The sequence below is a fragment of the Bifidobacterium rousetti genome (genome assembly GCF_008698235.1).
In the GTDB taxonomy this organism is placed as follows: Bacteria; Actinomycetota; Actinomycetes; order Actinomycetales; family Bifidobacteriaceae; genus Bifidobacterium; species Bifidobacterium rousetti.
Genome location: NZ_PEBH01000009.1, coordinates 123,221 through 141,239 on the forward strand (window position 1 = coordinate 123,221; position 18,019 = coordinate 141,239).

Consider the following 18,019-nt stretch of genomic DNA (forward strand, 5'->3'; position numbering starts at 1 on the left):
GAATTTCAGGCAAAAAGCGCCCATCGGCGTGTCGCGAGGGGTCGAGACGGGGTTTCGGGCGTCTCGGCAGCACTCGAAACCGCCTTAAGAACCATCGAAAACAACCCGGCGATCATCGGCCTCCGGCGTGTCGCGGCGCCCTGAAGAGATGACGGAGCTCGTGCGGAAGTCGCCCGACGGCCTCGGCGGCACCGCCGAATGCGGCTGCGGAGGCGTTGCCGGCCACCCGGAGCACCGTCTTCGGCGTGTCGCGGTCGGTCCGGTCACGACCTGTCGCGTCCGGCACGTTCGCCACGTTCGGCTCGTTCGCCGTATCCGCCGCATCCCGCGCACCGGCCGCGGCGCCGGCCGCGCCTCGCGCATACGAATCGGCGATGCGCGCGGCGATCACCGCATCCGTGTCGGACGGCGACCAGCGCACGCCGCGGCGCCGTCCCTCGCGCTTGACCTGTTCCCACGCCGCCTTCCACGCGCGATCACGCAAAGCCTCATCATCCGGCTTGCCGGCGGACGCCCGCACCACGCCGAGGCAGCGGCGACGACGCCACCAGAGCAGGGCCCGCGGCGCGAAGGCGAGCGCGACGAGCAACAGCAGTCCGCCGCCGACGCCGATCAACACACGTCCCCATACCGGCAGCGCGGCAAACCAGCCCGACAGACGCTCCCACAGCGAACCGCCGGATGATGCCTTGCCGGAAGCCGCGGCATCGCCCTTCGCGGCGTCCGCATTCTCGTCCGTCGCGTCGTCGGACTGGGCATCCGATGCGTCGGACGACTGGGAGCCGTCGGTCGAGGCGTCGGCGGAACCGGTGCTCTGGTCCTGCTCGCTCTGGGTGCCGTCGTCGGTTGAATCCTGGGTCTGGGACTGGGCGGTCGAGGCCGATTCGTCGGACAGCGTGCCGTTCTGCTCGCTGGCGGGCGTCACGTCGAACGGCACCCAGCCGACGCCGTCGAGGTAGGCCTCGACCCACGCGTGCAGCTGGCGGGATTTGACCGTGCGATACCCGTCGGAGTCCCGGTCGTCGTCGGCGCCGGCGTTGTAGCCGAGCACGATGCGGGTCGGCACGCCCATCGCCCGGGCGAGCACGGCCAGCGCGGAGGCGTAATGCTGGCAGTAGCCGGCGTGCCCGGATTCGGGGTCGAGGAAGTCGTTGATGACCTCCATGTTCGACCTGCCGTCGCCGTCCGGGGCGTCGAGCGAATAGGTGAAGTGGTTGTCCGCGGCGGTGAAGTAGTCGACGAGCCAGCGCATGACGCGCACCTGATTGTCGTAGCCGCTCGCCTTGATCGGGATGCCGGCCGCCTGCGCCTGGCTGATCACGGCCTTGACGTTGGCGGGCAGGGTCGCGGGCAGCGAGGTGTAGCGGGAGGTGTGCGCCCGCCTGTCGGACCGTTCGGCCGCCTGCCTGATCCAGTCGAGCATCCGCGAGTTGTTGGAGGATCTGGCGCTGGCCATGGACCATCCGCGCAGGCCCCGCAGCCCCTGTCCATGGAGGCTGTTCATCCTCGTGCCCATCCATTGCGATGTCCTGTCGTCGCTGCCGCCACTGGAGTACTGGGAGGAGTCACCCCACGAGGAATCGCCCGCGGAGGAATCACCTGCGGAGGGAATCGCGTCGATGTCCGTGGCCGGCAGGGCGATGGTCACGGACCTGCCGTCGGCGGAGAAGCCGTATACGATGGCGTCCTCGCCGATGCCGAGCTGCTTGGAAACGGTGTCGTCGAACGCGATGTCATCGGGCGTCGTGGACGACTGGGAGGACCCGTCGGAGCCGGAGCCTGCGCCCCAGTCCGCCTGATAGGTGCTCACCTTGCCGAGCCGCCAGCCGTTCGCGCCCTGCACGACGCCGTCGTCGCCGATGGTGGCGTGGATGAGGATCGTGTCGCCGTCGCTCTCGCCGAGGCCCGACGCGGGCAGGGCGTTGCGCGCCTCAAGCCACGTCTTGAGGTTCTCGTTGGCGGTCGTCTCGCCCTGATTGAGCTGGGTGATCGTGTCGTCGATGACGCTGAGTTCGCTGAATCCGGAGGACGAGCGGATCGGGTCGAGGTAGGTGCCGGACGCGGTGTACTCGGTGTCCGACGAGGTGTAGCCGGAGCGGTTGTAGACGCTGCCGTCCTGGTACTGGAGCCAATCGGAGCCGAGGCCGTCGACGTCGGTGGTCAGTCCCGGCATCGGCAGGAACCGGGATCTCAAGGTCGAGACGCGCACCCTGGCGTATCCCATGAACCGTTCGAGACTGTCCTGGCTGACGCCGGCGACGTCGTAGCCGAAGTAGCCGAGCAGCTGCATGTACGCGGCAAGCGGGTCGCTCGAACGCCGCTGAGCGACCTCGAGTTCGTTGGAGGAGTCCCGTCCGAGCTGGATGCCGGCGCCGTACAGGCCGGCGTCGAGCGCGAGCTCCTTGCTGTAGCCCCACGTATCGCCGTCGAACTCGTCGAGCGTAGTCATACGCAGGTACATGCGCCGGTACGAGCGGTAGCTCAGCACGGCGGTGTCCGAGCCGGTGGCGATGTTGCGTTTGAGATCGATCATCGGGCTGACGGTGTTCGACGTGAACATGCCGCCGCCCTCGCCGATCGACAGCGGGACGTTGTAGGCGATCCGCGTGGCGCCGGGCGTGCCGGCCAACGTGACGCCCATGACCACCAGCGAGGCGACCAGCGCCGCCGGAGCCTTGAGCCCACGGGGGCGCGCGGCCCACACGCCCATCGGGAAGACCACGGCGAGCGCGGCCAAGGCCCACCACGGGGCGATGTGGCCGACAATCGAATAGTCGGCGGCGAGCGCGGCGACGGCGAGCAGGGTCATCACCGGCGCGGCGATCGGATGCAGGGCGAGCAGGCATCGGATGACGATCGCGACGCCCGCGACGAGGAGGATGAGGAACACGTCGCTGGCCACGGTGACCTTGAGCGGCGGCAGCTGGAAGTTGAGCGCGTCGAAGCCGCCGATCACCGCCGACCGGATGATCCGGCGCGCCTCGGCACGCTGGTCGCGCGAGAACAGCCAGTCACCGGTCAGGTCGCGCAGACGGACGACGACGAGGACCGCGGCGGCGAGCACGGTCAGCAACGTGTAGGCGCCGACGCGGATCAGGCCGAGACGGAGGCCAGGGCTGATGTGGAATCGCCTGCCGAGGATCGCCCGCCACGGGATGTTCGATTCGATGGACGCGACGGCGAGCAGCGCCCCGGCGAACCATATCCACGTACCGCTCGCGACGAGGCCGCTCAGCGCGTTCAAGGTGACGCCGAAGACGACGAGCGACGCCAGCGCGGAGACCACGGCGGGCACCCACGCCTGCGCAGACGACGGTGCCGTCTGCGCGCTTCGCGGCGTCGCCTGCGCACCGGACAGCACCGTGTGCGCGAAATGCTCGGGGACTTGGCTGGAGGGGGCCTGTACACGCATGCGGTCGGACACCGGAGTGGCGGCGAGCGCCTGCTCGAATCCCTTGGAATCACTGGCGTCGCAGACCACGACCATCACGGGGCCGCTCTGCCCCTGCACGAATCTGTTCACCCCTGCCGCACAAGCGGCGTATCCAGATGCGCAAGCGTCATCGTCGGGACGCACGCAGGCGAGGAACCGGCGCACGGCGGACGTTCCCTCGTGGAATGTGACGCCGTCGGTGACGACCACGCGCACACCGCCCGACGCCGCTCCCCCGCGACCGCTTCCCCCTCCCGTGCCGTTGAGCAACGGCAGCAGCGCCGCGACCTGCCTGTCCATGCGCGACGCGTCGAGTCCGTCCGCGCCATGCGTGTTGAGCGCCAGCACGAGTGTGGCGCGTTCGTCGCGTCCCGTCTCACGGGTCATGAGCGTGCCGCGGCGGGCGGTGTGCTTCCAGGAGATGAGTTTGATCGGATCTCCGGGCGCGTAGGCGCGCACGCTGCCCAGCTGTTCGGACTGCGAGGCGCCGGCCACGCGCTTGCCCGCCACGCGCGTCGCATCGGCCGGGGCGGCGTGTTCATCGTCGGGCAGGATCATGGTTTCGCCGGAATCGGGCTCCAGCTTGGTCACGGCAAACAGGCCGAAGGGGGATCGCCATCGCACGACCGCGTTGACCCGGCGATACAGACCGCGCTCGTCGGGCAGGTCGCCGACGGCGTGCCCGACCACACGGCCGTGATGATCGAGTCGCTCGTACTGCGGCGTGAAAACGCGGTCGGCCGCGGGAATCCCGCTGGACCACTGCACGATCGCCGCAACGAACGACACGGCGATCATCGCGACGATGGCGACGGTCGCGGCCATCAGCGCGCGTTCGTCGAGCAGCAGACCCATGTAGCACACGCCGGCGCCGACGGCGGCAAGCCCGAGGCATGGCAGTGTGGGGCGGATCAGGCCGTGACGACGAAGGCGTGCCATAGCGTCACACCCGCGGCACGGGGACGGTGTGCAGGATGTCCGAGACGATCGCGCGGGCCGTGGCGAGCGATTCGCCGCCGTAGCCGATGTCGTCGAGTACGAGGCGATGCGCGAGCACCGGCACGGCGAGCTGCTGCACGTCATCGGGCAGGACGTAGGAGCGGCCGTCGAACATCGCGCGGGCTCGGGCCATCGCGGCGAGGAACAGGCTGGCGCGCGGGGATGCGCCGTACCGCACGCCGTCACGTTCACGCGTGGCGTGGGACAGGGCGACGATGTAGTCGGCCACCGGGCCGGCGACCGTGACGCGGCGGGCGGCGGCGCGCAGGCGCACGGCCGCGGACGGATCACAGACCTGTTCGACGCGCCCCAGCGGGTGCGACCAGTCGTTCGCGGTGATCATGCGCGATTCGGCGTCGGACTCGGGGTAGCCGAAACTCGTGCAGGCCATGAAACGGTCCAGCTGCGCCTCGGGCAGCGGGTACGTGCCCTCGAGTTCGATCGGGTTCTGCGTGGCGACGACGAAATACGGCTCGGGCAGGGCGTGCGAGACGCCGTCGACGCTGATCTGCCCCTCGCTCATCGCCTCAAGCATGGCGGACTGGGTCTTGGGGTTCGCGCGGTTGATCTCGTCGGCGATGACGACGTTCGCGAACAGGGGTCCCGGATGGAACACGAAGCGGTTCTCGCTGCCGGACCAGATGTTCACGCCGGTCAGGTCGCTCGGCAGCATATCCGGGGTGAACTGGACGCGATGCACGTCGCCGCCGACCGCCAAGGCGAGCGCGCGGGCGAGCGTGGTCTTGCCGACGCCGGGCACGTCCTCGAGCAGCAGATGGCCGCCGGCCGCGAACGTGGTGACGGCGAGGTCGATCACCTCGCGCGAGCATGACAGCGCCCGTTCCAGCTCGTCGGCGATGCGGGCGGGCACGCGCGCGAGTTCCTGCACGTCGGGCCCAGCGGGGTCAACGGTCTGTGAGGCGGACGCGACGACGCCCGAGGAGGACGCGACGGTCTGTGGAACGGAATCGGATGCGATCGCCATGATGCCTCGCTTCGTCTGTGCTTCGTCTTCGTCGGTGGCCTTCGCCGGTGACGCGGGATGCTCCCCTAGCCGCACAGTGTAGCGGAAAAACGATATGGGCCTCCATACGCTATCAGCGTATGGAGGCCCATATCGAACCGTCTGATCCGTCGGGGGTGAAACCGCCCGTCACCGGACCGGAACGTTCATGTCCTTCGCGTCGGAAGACTCAGCCGAGGATGGCGAGCACGTCGCGGGCGCCGATGATGAGGTAATCCTCACCCTCGTAGTGCACCTCGGTGCCACCGTACTTGGAGTACAGCACCTTGTCGCCGACCTTGACGTCCATCGGGATGCGCTCGCCCTTGTCGTCGCGACGGCCCGGGCCGACGGCCAGAACCTCGCCCTGCTGCGGCTTCTCCTTGGCGTTGTCCGGGATGTACAGACCGGACGCGGTCTGGGTCTCGGCCTCGGCCTGCTTGACGATGATCTTGTCTTCCAGCGGTGTGAGCTTGATCGACACTGTGGGTCACCTCGTATTTCTCGTAGTTCGATGTGTCCGCGCCAGGACTGCCCAAGAGGCTGACGATCACTTGCGCGATCCCAAGCACTGGTTCACATGGTAGCGCGCTTTTTAGCACTCTGCCAACTCGAGTGCTAACGCTGTGAGAGAAACGCGGACGGGTCAAGCAGACCGGTCAGGCGCCGCGACGGGCGAGGATCGCCGCGAGGTTGTTGCCCAGCGAATCGGAGGTGGCGGCGGGCACTGCGACCTTCGCCTGCTCCTCGGACTCGTGGAACGCCTCGACGTCGTTCATGCCGGCGTCCTGGGCGGGCGCGGAGGCGTCCGCCGAACGACGCTCGTCGGCCTCGGACTCGGCCATGGTCTCGGCGATCGATTCGTCGGCTGTTTCGCCGGCCTTCGCGGGTTCCGTCTCGATCTTCGCCTCCTCGGCCAGCTCGCGTTCCCGTTCGGCGTCGACCGGCTCGGCCTTGGCGACCTGACGCATCGACTTGATCTCGCGGCTTTCGGGCGTCTCGGACTCGGGCGCCGTGTTGCGCGCCTCGCCCAGCGAGAAGGAGATGAGATCCTGCGACGTGGCCATGTCGTACGCGTCGATCGCGCGCGCGGGATGCACCTCGGCCAGTTCGGTGGTGTGGTCGGAGGCGACGGGCTCCGCCGGCGCGGCAGTCTGCTTCCCGGAGGCCCCGGAGACCGCGTCGGCGGTTGCGGAGGTCGCAGCCGTGGAGGTCGCGGCCGCAGCAGGCGTGACGGCCGCAGCAGGCGTGACAGGAGCAGCAGGCGTGACAGGAGCAGCAGGCTCCTTCGCCGCTTCGGCCGCGGCGGTGCGCTGCGCCTCGAGCGCGGCCTGCGCCGCACGCGCCTGCGCTTCGGCGGCGGCACGGGCCTGGGCCTCGGCCTCCTTGCGGGCGCGTTCGGCGAGCGCCCTCTTCTGTTCGAGCTGGGCCTGACGCAGCGCCCTGCGGATCTCGAGGCTGGTCATCTCATCGGTGGGGGCGTTGTCGCCCGCGACCTGTCTGGCCGTCTCGGCGGCGGCCTGCTCGACCTTGGCCCGTTCGGCCTTGAGCCGGGCGGCCTTGGATTTGCGTTCGCGGGCGCGCGCCTCGGCGACCTTGTGCTCCCATGCGCGGGCCTGGCTTGCGGCGTGCGCGCCCAAGGCGAGCACGACAGCGGTCAGCGCGGCGGGGATCAATGCGAACAACGTGCTGAAATGCAGGGTGATGGCGAGCACCAGAACGAGCACGGTGATCACCAGCAACGCGGCGACGATCATCTGACGACGACGGACCGCGGCATGACGCAGGCGCCGCACCTCGGCTATACGTTCCGGGGTGAGCGTGTTCGCGCGCCTCTCACTCGGCTGCATCTGTACCCCTTTCGCAAAGGTCGTGTCGTCGCTGAATCGAGTCCCGCTGTTCTCGTCGACCAGATGCAACGATGTGGAATACCGGTCCTGCCGGTGTTCCTCCACGTGCCGCATGCTGTTGGATGTGCGAATGGGCAGCCAGACCACGACTCCTATGAGTACGATGATCAGCACGATGACGGTGCTCAACTGCTCGTAACCCATATCCACATACAATAGGAGAGGCCCGTCACATTCACCATATTGCGTTCCGGCGTGTCGGCAGACGTGGCGCGCGACTCGCGCGGGAATCCGACCGCAGGCTTGTCCCGGCCGCCGATGGTCATGGACAACGATCCGTACAAGTTCACGAACAATTCACCGACGCTCGGCCAGACGCCCGACCAGTCGCGCGGCGAATCCCTCCCCCCGGTCCTCCGCCAGCATGCAGAACGTCTCGTGCGTGCGCCATCGCCCGTTGACGTACATGTAGTTGGGCCGTGTGCCCTCGTACCGCGCCCCGACCTTGCGTACGACGGCAAGGGACCGTTCGTTCTCCGGCAGGATCGCGATCTCCAGACGATGCAGCCGCGGCCCGGCCGGGTCGCCGATCGCCCAGTCGGCCAGCATCGCGAGCGCGGTGGGCGCGATCCCGTGGCCCGCATGGTCGCGCGCCACCCAGTACCCGACGACGCCGGTGCGCATCGACCCGTAGGAGATCGCGCCCAGGGAGATCTGCCCGACGATGCGCATGCCGTGTTCGATCAGGAAGACGACGCCGGTGCCATGCTGCTCGTTGCGCCGTTGGCCGGCCAGCCACTGGTTGAACGTGACGCCCGGACCGTGCATCGGATCGCCCGACTCCCACGGCCGCAGCCATTCGTCGTTGCCCCATCGCACCTCGCTCCACGCCCCCTCGTCGTCGGCGTCCATCGTGCGCAGGGTGATCGGCACCGCGCCGGTCGGCGCGTTCAGCACGATCGGCGTGGAGATGGCGTTCGGGTCCGGCGCGAAGGCGTCGCGGAGCGTTTGGAAAACTGACACCTGTCCATTGTGCCACCGTCGCGTCGGGCGAATCGCGTGGGCCGGCATGGGGAAACGGAAACACGGGAAAGCGTACGCTTGGAGGTCATGGATGACATGAAGCGGATGCTGCGTCGCGCGGCCATCGCACGCCGCAAATCGGTGGCCGTCGACGACCGGACGGGCGCGGGGCTGCGGCTCGCCCGGCTTGCGCGCGGACTCGTCGATGCGATCGGCGACGGCGAAAACAGGAACGCGGGATCGAACGCCGTCGTGACGGTGGCCGCATACGTGTCGATGGGGTCGGAGATCGAGACGCGGCCGCTGCTCGACGCGCTGCTCGCGGCCGGCTGCCGCGTGCTCGTGCCTCGGCTCGGCGCCGGACTCGACGTCGGGTGGGGCGAGCTCGAGTCCACCGGCTCGCTTGAGGATATGGACGACGGCGCACGGGGCGGCGACGGCACCCGCCGTCATCACCGCCCCGACGAGCCGACGGGCGCGCCCCTGCCGCCGGAATCGCTGGCCGACGCCGCACTCATACTGGTTCCCGCGCTGGCGGTGGATCGCGCCGGCACGCGCCTCGGCCGGGGCGGCGGCTGGTACGACCGGGCCCTCACCCACCGCTCCCCCGGATGCCCGGTGTTCGCGGTGTGCTGGGATTGGGAGGTGCGCGCCCCCGGCGATGAGCCGCTGCCGCGCGAGACGCACGACCTGCCCGTCGACGGGGCCCTGACCCCCGGCGGGGTGATCCGGTTCACCGCATGCGAAACCGCCGCCCGCCCGTGTCGGGCCGATGATTAGGATATGTACGGTTGCCATCGCACGTCGGACGTCCCATCAGACGTCCCGTTCGTCGCCATTTCGTTCAGGAGGATCACGTTGCCTACCTATCACTACCGTTGCAAGAGCTGTGGATACGACTTCACCGAGCACCAGTCGTTCGACGACGCCCCGATCACCGTGTGCCCCCAGTGCCACGAGGAGCAGGTGCGCAAGATCTTCTCCGCCGTGCCGATCGAGTTCAAGGGCAGCGGCTTCTACCGCACCGATTCCGGCAAGAAGTGACGATCGGCCGTCCGATCGTCGCGTTAGTGAGTTAATGACAATCGATCGATAGGCGGGGGCTTCGTCCACATCACCCGCACGGGTTGACCCGGGTTCGCCGCCCCCTCCACGATGGCGGGTATGACGAAGAACACCCCGCCTTGGGCGCGGCTCATGCGCCCCACCCTGTCCGCACGGCGCCTGCGCGCCCGTCTGGTCCGTCTCGCCGCGGCGCTGTGCGTCGCCTTGGCCGTATTCGCCACCTTGTCCGTATACAGTTCGATGACCGCCACGGCCTCGATCACGGTGGCCTCGCGGGCTATCGCCCGCGGCAGCGTCATCACACGCAAGGACGTGACGGTGATCGAAGTACCCGCATCCATCGCCGTCGAAGGCGCGACGAGGAGCGTCGACGACGTGGTCGGCTCCATCGCACAGATCGACATCGACGAGCATCAGCCGTTCCACCCCACGCTCACCCGCACGGCCCCGGTCATCCCGCCGGGACGCAGCGCGATCGAAGTGCATGTGTCGAACGACGTGGCGGACCTGCTGCCCGGCGACACCATCTCGCTGGTCTCCGCCGTGGGATGCACGACACGGAACGACATCATCCCCGAACCATCCGCGAATGCGGACGACGGCACGGCAGACCCCACAGACCCCGACGGCACCGGCGGCCCCGCGGCCGGCTCGGAGACGGTCGAGCAGCGTCAGGGACCATGCACGCTGACGAATCAGGCGCTGGTCATGCGGCCCGCGTCCGTCGACGACTCGGGCGACACGACGATCGAGGTGGCCGTCGAGCCGGACGCCGCCGTGCGCGTGATGGCGTCGGCCGACGCGGGCGCCATCGTCGCCGTGGAGCAGTGACTTTATTCCTTTTCGCTGAAGACGGCCCAGTGCGGGGGAAGCTCGCCCAGGATGCGCTGGTCGTCGTCCGCCTCGCGCTGGCGCTCGGTCATCATGTCGGACGGCTCCAGCTTGACACCGTCGGCGTCGAATCGTTCGGTGCCCTCACGCACGACGCGCCTGTGCTTGCGCGGCGTGCGACGCTCGGCCGAATACCCGGCCATCACTTGACCTCCCGGTAGATCTCACCGAGGCGGGCGACGATGCGGTCGACCTCCTTCTCCGGGTTGACGAACGCGCCGACGCTCCACACGGTCGTGACCGACCAGCCAAGCGTCATCAGGTCGGCGGCGAGCATGCGGTGACGCTCCCTCGTCGACTGGATGGACATGTATCCGGCGTCGTCGGTCAGGACCGCGAGCGCGAACGGCTTGTCCTTGAGCCCCACGACCATCGGGATCTTCAGCCCCTTGTCGAAGCCGTAGTCGATGGCGACCTTGAGACCGCGCGAGCGGATGCGGTCGGCCAGATCGTTGAACAGCGTGTTCGAACCGGATTCGATCTCAGCCGGACGCACCGTGTCGTCGGTGAGCTGCTCGGCCCATACGAGCATGGTCTTGAGCAGCTGGGGGCCGGCGGAGTGAATGCGCTCGTCGAGCATCTCATCGGAGGAGAACGCGGAGACGATGTCGACGTTGCGGTCGGCCAATGCGAGCGCGTCGAGGATCAGGTTGCGTCCGCCCGGCTCCTCGATGGCGCCGAACTGCTGGAGCAGCTTGCCGTACGCGGTCTTCGCATAGCACAGCGTGAAGATCACGTCGGTGGCCTGGGCGCCGGCGACCTCACGGATCGAGACGATGCGGACGTGGCGCAGGAAGCTGTTCATCGACTTGTCCTTGCCGGCCAGCGCCTTCAGTTCGGCACCGAGACGGACACGGAACACGTCGGTCATCGTCACGACGGTGAGGATGTAGCCCGCGGGCACGATCGTGAAGCTGGATGCGCGTTCGGTGATCAGGCGCACCACCTCGTCGATCTCCTGCTGGCTGGATTCGACCAGACCGGTGGCGAACACCGGGGTGCCGTTGGCCTCGACCTTGTGGTAGGCCACGCGGCCGACCGCGCCGGAGGTGGTCACGTCGTAGCGCACGGCGCCATACCCCTCGCTTTCAAGGAACGCGGTCAGGCGCGGCGCGCGGCGCACCGGATGGGACTTGGTCTCGACGGCAGGCAGCATGTCGATGAGCTGTTTGAGGCTCGGGCAGGTCACGGTGCCGCGGTGCGCGATCACGACGACCTGCTTGACGCGCACGAGCACGCTCAGCAGTTGGATCGCGGGGATGTGCGCGCAGGCGTCGACGATGGCGACGTCGGCGAGCATATGCGGCTGAGTGAGCGAGGCGAGCGTGTCGGGCGTGGCCATGAGGATCGGCTTGGCGGCGGCGAGGATCGCCGGGTGGTCGCGCCGGATGCGATCGAGCGTGACACGTCCGCGGCCGGCGAGCTGCGTGTGCAACAGGTTCGCCTCCTGCGTGCGTGCGAACAGCATGTCGCACAGCCTGCGCATCGACTCCTGCGCGACCATCGGGCCGATCGAACGCACATGCTCGATGTCGACCTGTTCGAAGCGCTCGGTGGCGTTGGCCAGCACGGAGCCGTCCTGATTGGAGATGATCGGCGAGGAGCGCACGATGTCCTCGAAGACGGTCGTCCACCACGCGAGCTGGAGCTCGGGACCGACGGATTCGCCGGGCACGCGGCGGTTGGTGAAGTCGGCAACCAGATCATTGAGGCCGGCGGCTTGGAACTCGTTCTCGAGACGGCAGCGCTCCGGCAGCGTGTCGAGCGCCTTGCGGTCGTCGAGCAGGGCCTTGAGCCGGGTCTCGACGTCGTTGAAGTCGCGCGTCTCGAGCTCGCCGCCGGCGGGCGTGGTGCTCAGCACGGTGTCGAGCGCGACCATGTCCTGCGACATCGTCTCCTGCGCGGCGATCATCTGGTCGAGCTTGGGCGGCAGCACCGGCCATCCGCCGTGCGGCACGAGGGAGTGCCACTGCTCGGACTGCTTCTTGACGACGACGAGCGCGGCGTGCATGTCCTCGACCTGCGCGCCGACGCGCAGCAGCGACTTGGCCTCGCGCGCGTGGCGGCGACGCTCCCAGAAGCCCATCGTCGTGCCTTCGGCCTTGCGGTCGGCCTTCGACTTGGTGGCCTCGATCATCGAATCGATGTCGCGTTCGAAGATCTCCGGCTGGAACACGTCGAGCACGCGGCGAAGGTTCTTGAGGACGATGATCTGGCGGCCCCAGTCGCGGGCGGTCTCGGGCACCGGGAACCCGCAGGTCTGCACGGTGGAGGCGACGTGCTCGCGCACCGCGGGCAGCACCTTCTGCAGCAGGTCCATGACGCGCTGGTAGGTGGCCACCGCGTCCTTCTCGCTGGTGACCGACGCCTTGTACCACGCGGTGTCGTCCGGCCCGATCGTGTACTCGCCGACCTCGCCGGCGCGTTCGAGCTTGCGCGTCCACTCGTCGAGATGGCCGCCGATGCCGCGGGCCGCGGCCTCGGTCAGGCGCACACGGGTGGCCGGATGGGTCGGGGCGATGGAGATCGCCGCGAGGTTCTGGATGGTCTGGTAGGCGGAGACGCCCCACTTGTCGCTCACGCCGTGCAGGTCGCCCAGATAGCGGGTGAGGCGGGAGCGAACACCGACCAGCTCGTCGGACAGCTGGTCGAAGTGCTGGGTGGCGACGCCCTCCTGGAAGCCGACCGCGGTGATGAGCTGGCGGTCGATCTCGGCGTTCGCGTGTTCGTCGGCGATGTCGAGCAGGAGCCCCTGCATCTCATTGGCACGGATCACCTGCGTGAACCGGCGCTTCTGCTCGGCGACGCCCGGCACGTACAGCACGGAGCGGCCGTTCATCACACAGCGGGAGGCGATCGCGGCGGCCTGTTCTGCGGTGTCGCGGCCGAGCGCGCCGTCCACGCTGATCGAATGGCCGGAGGCGGCCAGCTGCGCGGCGTAGCGCACGGTGTTGTCGACGTCGCCGATCTCGTATTCGGTGTGCGGATCGGCGTCGAACGGGCTGTAGTCCGGGATCGAGGCGTTGCGCAGCGACTTGGCGGCCGCCTCGTCGCCGGCGATCGCGTCGAGCAGCGTGTTGCCGCTCAGCCCGTCTCCGAGATCGTCGATGATGTGCTGGGTCTCGGTGAGGATCTGCGCCGCGGGCTCCATGAAGCAGCCGAGGATGATGTGGCGTTCGATGGAGAAGTCGGCGATGCGGGCCTTGATCTGGCTGGTGATCGCGGCGAACACGGCCGAGGTCTCGGGCGTGCCGGACGCGTAGTGCGAGCCGTCGAACAGGTACTCCTCGTCCAGATCGACGCCGATCGAGTGCATGACGGAGACGAACGAGGCGTTGAGCGTCACGTTGCCGGTGAAGGTGATCGTCGAATGGCCGGGGGTGTCGGAGGCCTCGGCGCTGACCGGGTAGAGCAGGACGGGTAGCGCGTTGCCCTTCCATGTGGCCACGCCGACGACGAGCGACAGCTCCGCGACGCCGCTGACGCGCTTCTTGGCGGCGCGGTCGTCGAGCACGCGGCCGAGACGGCGTTCGGCGGCGCGCAGCATGCCGTTGTCGCGGAACAGCGACTCCAGCGTGACATGCCCGGACGCGAACAGCTGCGCGATGCCGGAGGGGTGCGCGTGGGTCAGGTCAAGCTGCGCCGCGAGCTGGTTGATGTTCTCCAGCGGCGAGGGCACGAGGGAGGTGCGATAGCGGTCGTGCCATTCCTGAAGACGGTCAAGCGTCAGCTGTGTGCTCATCGTGTTCACTTTCCTACCGCTTCACGGTAATCCTGATAGCCCGCGTTGTGCGCGAGCGCCTCGTCGATGTCGTGGTTGCCCTGCGCGGCCAGCCACGCGTACAGGTCGTCGTAGAGGGCCGGATTCATCGCGAGGAACGGCAGCAGCTCGCGGTGGCGCGCCATCTCGAACTGCTGGGTCATGTCGGTGGTGTGGCGGGCGTCCTCGGAGGTGTAGCCGCCGGCCTCGATGATCCGGGGTTCACGGTCGAAATCACCGTTCGAGACCTTCTCGAACACGGAACCGGGCTCGGGCTCGAAGTGCGGGGTGTCGGAGGCGTTCGCGGCGACGACGGTCTGGTCGACGACGCTCTCGGTGACGACGGTCTCGCTGACGGCGGTCTCGGAGGCCGTGTCGGGAGCGTGGTTCTCCATCGGCTGCGTGTTGTCCGGCGTGCCCTGGATGACGGGCGACTGGGCGTCCGCGACGGCCGGCTGCTGCCGATCCGCAACGGCCGGATAGACGTCGGCCTCCGCGGTGACGGCGACGGCCGGGATCGAGCCGGTCGCGGCATCGATGAACAGGTCGCGCGGGGCCGTGTCGGCGTGCGCGTCGTCCAGACGCAACGGCATGGAATCGGCGGGATGCACGTGGACCGGCTCATCGGACGCAGTGTCGATCGCGGTATCGGACGCGGAGACACTCGCGACATCGCCCGCGGAGGCCGGTTGATCGGCAGCGGACGCATCGGACGCACCTGACGCATCGGGCGACACGTCCACATGGAAATCGGACTCGGGCTCGTCATCATCCGGAACGTCGGGCGACGGCCCGGTGCCGGCCAACGCCTTGACGGGGTCAAGCGGCTTCACGCTCGCCGCCGTACCCGCGGCGGACTGCTGGGCGCTGAAGACGGCGGTCGGCTCGCCGGCGCGCAGGTCAAGGATGTCGGCCACGGACATATCGGCCGGGTCCGGCTCCTGACGCGACGTGGTCGGCGAGGAATAATCGAACAGGTTCGCCACATGCGGCGCGGCGGGCTTGGCCGCCGGATCGGGCTGGTCGACACGTACGAAATCGATCGGCACGTCGCCGAACTGCAGACGGATCGGCGAGGTCGGCAGCGGGAAGTCCGCCCCCGCGGGCAGACGCATCAGCTGGCCATCCGGATTGACCACGTAGGAGCCGTTGGTCGAATTCAGATCACGCAACAGCGCGTCGCCGTCCGCATTGACGGTGAGCAGCGCATGACGCTTCGACATCGACTTCGCGGAATCCTCGATCTCCAGACGCGCGACGCCGTCATCAGGCAGCGGGCGCAACGGCTTGCGACCGATCTCGAGGCTCTCGCCGGGACGGACGCCGACCTGGGTGCCGCCATTGACCTTCACCCGCCACTGGCTCGTCGTTTGCTCGCTCACCGTGTCGGCCTTCCTTTCCTTCGCGTCCTCATCCCGAACGTGCTCGAATCACACACTATTTCTTATTGTGTCATGCCACGACGGCATTTGACGCAATATCCACTTAAATTGCGAAAACCCCGCATCGGCACGAAGCGGATGCGGGGTTCCCAACGCTATGTTGAGCGGTGATGTGCGGCTTCAAGCCGCGGCAATCACTTGAGCTCGACGGTGGCGCCAGCCTCTTCCAGCTGGGACTTGGCCTTCTCGGCGTCTTCCTTCTTGGCCTTCTCGAGGATGGCCTTCGGAGCGCCGTCGACCAGGGCCTTGGCCTCAGCCAGGCCGGCACCGGTGATGGCCTTGACGGCCTTGATGACCTGGATCTTCTTGTCGCCAACGGCGGAGAGGACGACGTCGAACTCGGTCTTCTCCTCCTCCTCAGCGGCAGCGCCAGCGGCCGGAGCGGCGATGACGGCGGCGGCCGGAGCGGCGGCCTCGACGTCGAACTTCTCCTCGAAGGCCTTCACGAACTCGGAGAGCTCGACGAGGGTCATCTCACCGAAGGCTTCCAGCAGCTCATCCTGGGTGAACTTAGCCATAATGGCTTCCTTTCAATCATGGCGACGGGTTGGGGTTGAAGAGGTTGCCCGTCACCTATAAAAATTTTTTTCTTTATGGTTCCGACTGTTCGATCGGCGCCGACCTCGAGGGCCGGCCGCTTGATCAGGCAGCCTTCTCCTGCTTCTCGCGCAGCGCATCGATCGTACGCACGGCCTTGGTCGGCAGAGCGTTGAACAGGTACGCGGCCTTGGACATCGTAGCCTTGATGTCGCCGGCGAACTCGGCGAGCAGCTGCGGGCGGGACTTGAGATCCGCCAGCTTGGTGGCGCCCTCGGCATCGTACACGGTGCCGTCGGCGTAGCCGCCCTTGATGACAAGGGCCTTGTTGGCCTTGGCGAAGTCACGGATGGTCTTCGCAGCCTCGATGAAGTCGCCCTTCACGAAGGTGATGGCGGTCGGGCCGGAAAGGATCTCGTCGAGACCCTCGATGCCCGCTTCCTTGGCGGCGATGCGTGCCAGCGTGTTCTTTGCCACGGTGTAGGAAGTATCGCGGCCTAGCTTTTCGCGCAGATCACTGACCTGCGGAACGGTAAGCCCGCGGTACTCGGTGAGGTAGATCGCGTCAGCAGCACGGAACTGAGCCGTAAGCTGGGCAACCACCGCTTCCTTTTCGGGCCTCTTCATGGCGTTCCTTCCTAGATCGGCCGTTGATCTTCTCCGGTTTGACGCGCCATGTCAGGGCAACAAAAAAGCCCTGCACGCAGGCAGAGCAACATAAGGCCGTTTCCGGCTGCCCGTAACGGGCTTACATCTCTCAACCTGCGCTGGCTTGGCGAACCAAACTTCGGGAACGCGTGAACGCTCCAACCAACGGTCTGTGGTTTACGAAGGGATAAATTACGACTGGGCTGCGACAAGGATGCCCATCGGCGTGTCGCGGCTTTACGTTTCGTCCGGGTCGCGCCGCGATGCATATCGCCGGACACACTCAAGGCCGTTCGGCCAAGCCTACGGTCCGGCAATACGCATCGCGGCCCGCCCCTCGGCCCATGTTCATGTCACGTACACCGCCCAGTCGTAAGTAAGAAGCGGCGAGCGGCTAGAGGGTGGCGGCGTATTGGGCTACGGAGGCGGAGACCTCCTTGAGGTAGTCGAGGGAGCGGCGCCAGTGACCGGGGACCTCGATCGAATGGTTGGCGTCCGGGTATTCGTGGACATGCGGAGTCAGGGCGTTGGCGCGGGCGCGGTCGTAGAACGGGTCGGCAGTACCGGCGCAGACCAGGGGCGCCGGGCCGGGGTAACGGGAGTCGCGCCAACGGGCGAGTTCGTCGGCGGAGACGGCGGCATCACCAGAATCACCGGAATCAGCGTGGAGCAGGGCCCTGGCGACGTCGACGGACGGGGCCTCGGACTCGGCTACGATGTCGTCGCCTACACGCGGGACCGGGATCACACGGGCGGACGGGTCGAAGTCGGCGTGGTGCAGGACCGGGGTCAGCAGCACGAACGGCAGGCCGTAGTGCGTGGCGACGTGCGGGTAGGTCATCGTCGTCAGGGACTTGCCGATCAGCAGAAGACGGGCGTCGGGCGTCTCCGCGCGAACCGAGGCGACCCAGCCGTCGATCGCGCTGTTGATGACGGGGATCACGGAGGACAGGTCGTCGGACGCATGCGCCACGTTCATGCGATCGATGCGCCAGCCACCCTCCACAAGCGCCTGCGCCGACCAGTACAGCAGCGGGCGATCGCAGTTGTATCCGGTGCCGGGCATGAGCAGTACGCGGCCATGCTCCCGCCCCGGCTTGACCGTGTTCTTCTTCCATCCGCGAATCGACACCTCGACCGGCTGCTTGGCCATCGCCACTCCCCTCGTCACACTCCCGGCATATCCGAGATTCAAGTCTAGTTGCTATGTCGACTACCCCTCAGTCCCGCTTCGCGGTCCAGCTCCCCTGACAAGGGGAGCCTCGGAAAGCGCCTCCTCGACCCGCGGATTTGAACCGCACCCCGATTGTTGGACTGAAGTAATTCAGATTCGATGATCGGAGGTGCGGTTTCTCATGTCAGGGGATC

Annotated in this window: 14 protein-coding genes; 3 read left to right on the forward strand and 11 right to left on the reverse strand. The window is 67.7% G+C overall.

The window, feature by feature from the left end:
- Positions 1-112 precede the first annotated feature (112 nt).
- The 5 genes from CSQ85_RS10000 to CSQ85_RS10020 form a co-directional block, all read right to left on the reverse strand.
- Positions 113-4,372, reverse strand: coding sequence for a transglutaminase domain-containing protein (locus CSQ85_RS10000; RefSeq protein WP_150383924.1), 4,260 nt, complete (start codon positions 4,370-4,372; stop codon positions 113-115).
- 4 nt (positions 4,373-4,376) lie between these two features.
- The gene (locus CSQ85_RS10005) at positions 4,377-5,417 is read right to left on the reverse strand and encodes an AAA family ATPase (RefSeq protein WP_150383925.1); all 1,041 of its coding nucleotides are present in this window, start codon (positions 5,415-5,417) and stop codon (positions 4,377-4,379) included.
- A gap of 208 nt (positions 5,418-5,625) precedes the next feature.
- Positions 5,626-5,919 carry a co-chaperone GroES gene (groES, locus tag CSQ85_RS10010; RefSeq protein ID WP_094666829.1) on the reverse strand — a complete coding sequence of 98 codons (294 nt, stop codon included), beginning with the start codon at positions 5,917-5,919 and terminating at the stop codon, positions 5,626-5,628.
- Between the two features lie 175 nt (positions 5,920-6,094).
- Positions 6,095-7,489 carry a hypothetical protein gene (locus tag CSQ85_RS10015; RefSeq protein WP_150383926.1) on the reverse strand — a complete coding sequence of 465 codons (1,395 nt, stop codon included), beginning with the start codon at positions 7,487-7,489 and terminating at the stop codon, positions 6,095-6,097.
- A gap of 153 nt (positions 7,490-7,642) precedes the next feature.
- Entirely contained in the window at positions 7,643-8,308 is a 666-nt protein-coding gene (locus CSQ85_RS10020) for a GNAT family N-acetyltransferase (RefSeq protein WP_223846933.1), read from the reverse strand.
- Between the two features lie 87 nt (positions 8,309-8,395).
- On the opposite strand from CSQ85_RS10020, the gene CSQ85_RS10025 reads away from it, so the two are divergent.
- The 3 genes from CSQ85_RS10025 to CSQ85_RS10035 all read left to right on the forward strand — a co-directional run bounded on the left by CSQ85_RS10025 (position 8,396) and on the right by CSQ85_RS10035 (position 10,204).
- Positions 8,396-9,088, forward strand: a complete 693-nt coding sequence (locus CSQ85_RS10025) for a 5-formyltetrahydrofolate cyclo-ligase (RefSeq protein ID WP_150383928.1) — start codon at positions 8,396-8,398, stop codon at positions 9,086-9,088.
- Between the two features lie 78 nt (positions 9,089-9,166).
- Positions 9,167-9,352 (forward strand): FmdB family zinc ribbon protein, encoded by a 186-nt coding sequence (locus CSQ85_RS10030; RefSeq protein ID WP_107041560.1) that lies wholly within the window; start codon positions 9,167-9,169, stop codon positions 9,350-9,352.
- Between the two features lie 120 nt (positions 9,353-9,472).
- Positions 9,473-10,204 (forward strand): SAF domain-containing protein, encoded by a 732-nt coding sequence (locus CSQ85_RS10035; protein ID WP_190973004.1) that lies wholly within the window; start codon positions 9,473-9,475, stop codon positions 10,202-10,204.
- 2 nt (positions 10,205-10,206) lie between these two features.
- On the opposite strand, the gene CSQ85_RS10040 is transcribed toward CSQ85_RS10035, so the two are convergent.
- The 6 genes from CSQ85_RS10040 to CSQ85_RS10070 form a co-directional block, all read right to left on the reverse strand.
- The gene (locus CSQ85_RS10040) at positions 10,207-10,407 is read right to left on the reverse strand and encodes a hypothetical protein (RefSeq protein WP_107041558.1); all 201 of its coding nucleotides are present in this window, start codon (positions 10,405-10,407) and stop codon (positions 10,207-10,209) included.
- Positions 10,407-14,006: a helicase gene (locus tag CSQ85_RS10045; RefSeq protein WP_150383930.1), complete on the reverse strand. Its 3,600-nt coding sequence runs from the start codon at positions 14,004-14,006 to the stop codon at positions 10,407-10,409. The genes CSQ85_RS10040 and CSQ85_RS10045 overlap by 1 nt, the downstream gene beginning before the upstream one ends.
- A gap of 5 nt (positions 14,007-14,011) precedes the next feature.
- A complete protein-coding gene (locus CSQ85_RS10050) occupies positions 14,012-15,406 on the reverse strand; it encodes an FHA domain-containing protein (protein ID WP_150383931.1) in 1,395 nt (464 codons plus the stop codon).
- A 194-nt stretch (positions 15,407-15,600) separates the two neighbouring features.
- Entirely contained in the window at positions 15,601-15,984 is a 384-nt protein-coding gene (gene rplL / locus CSQ85_RS10055; RefSeq protein WP_107041555.1) for a 50S ribosomal protein L7/L12, read from the reverse strand.
- A gap of 124 nt (positions 15,985-16,108) precedes the next feature.
- Complete coding sequence (gene rplJ / locus CSQ85_RS10060; protein ID WP_107041554.1) at positions 16,109-16,630, reverse strand: 50S ribosomal protein L10; 522 nt, start codon at positions 16,628-16,630, stop codon at positions 16,109-16,111.
- A 415-nt stretch (positions 16,631-17,045) separates the two neighbouring features.
- A complete protein-coding gene (locus CSQ85_RS10070; RefSeq protein ID WP_150383942.1) occupies positions 17,046-17,804 on the reverse strand; it encodes a hypothetical protein in 759 nt (252 codons plus the stop codon).
- Between the last annotated feature and the right edge of the window lie 215 nt (positions 17,805-18,019).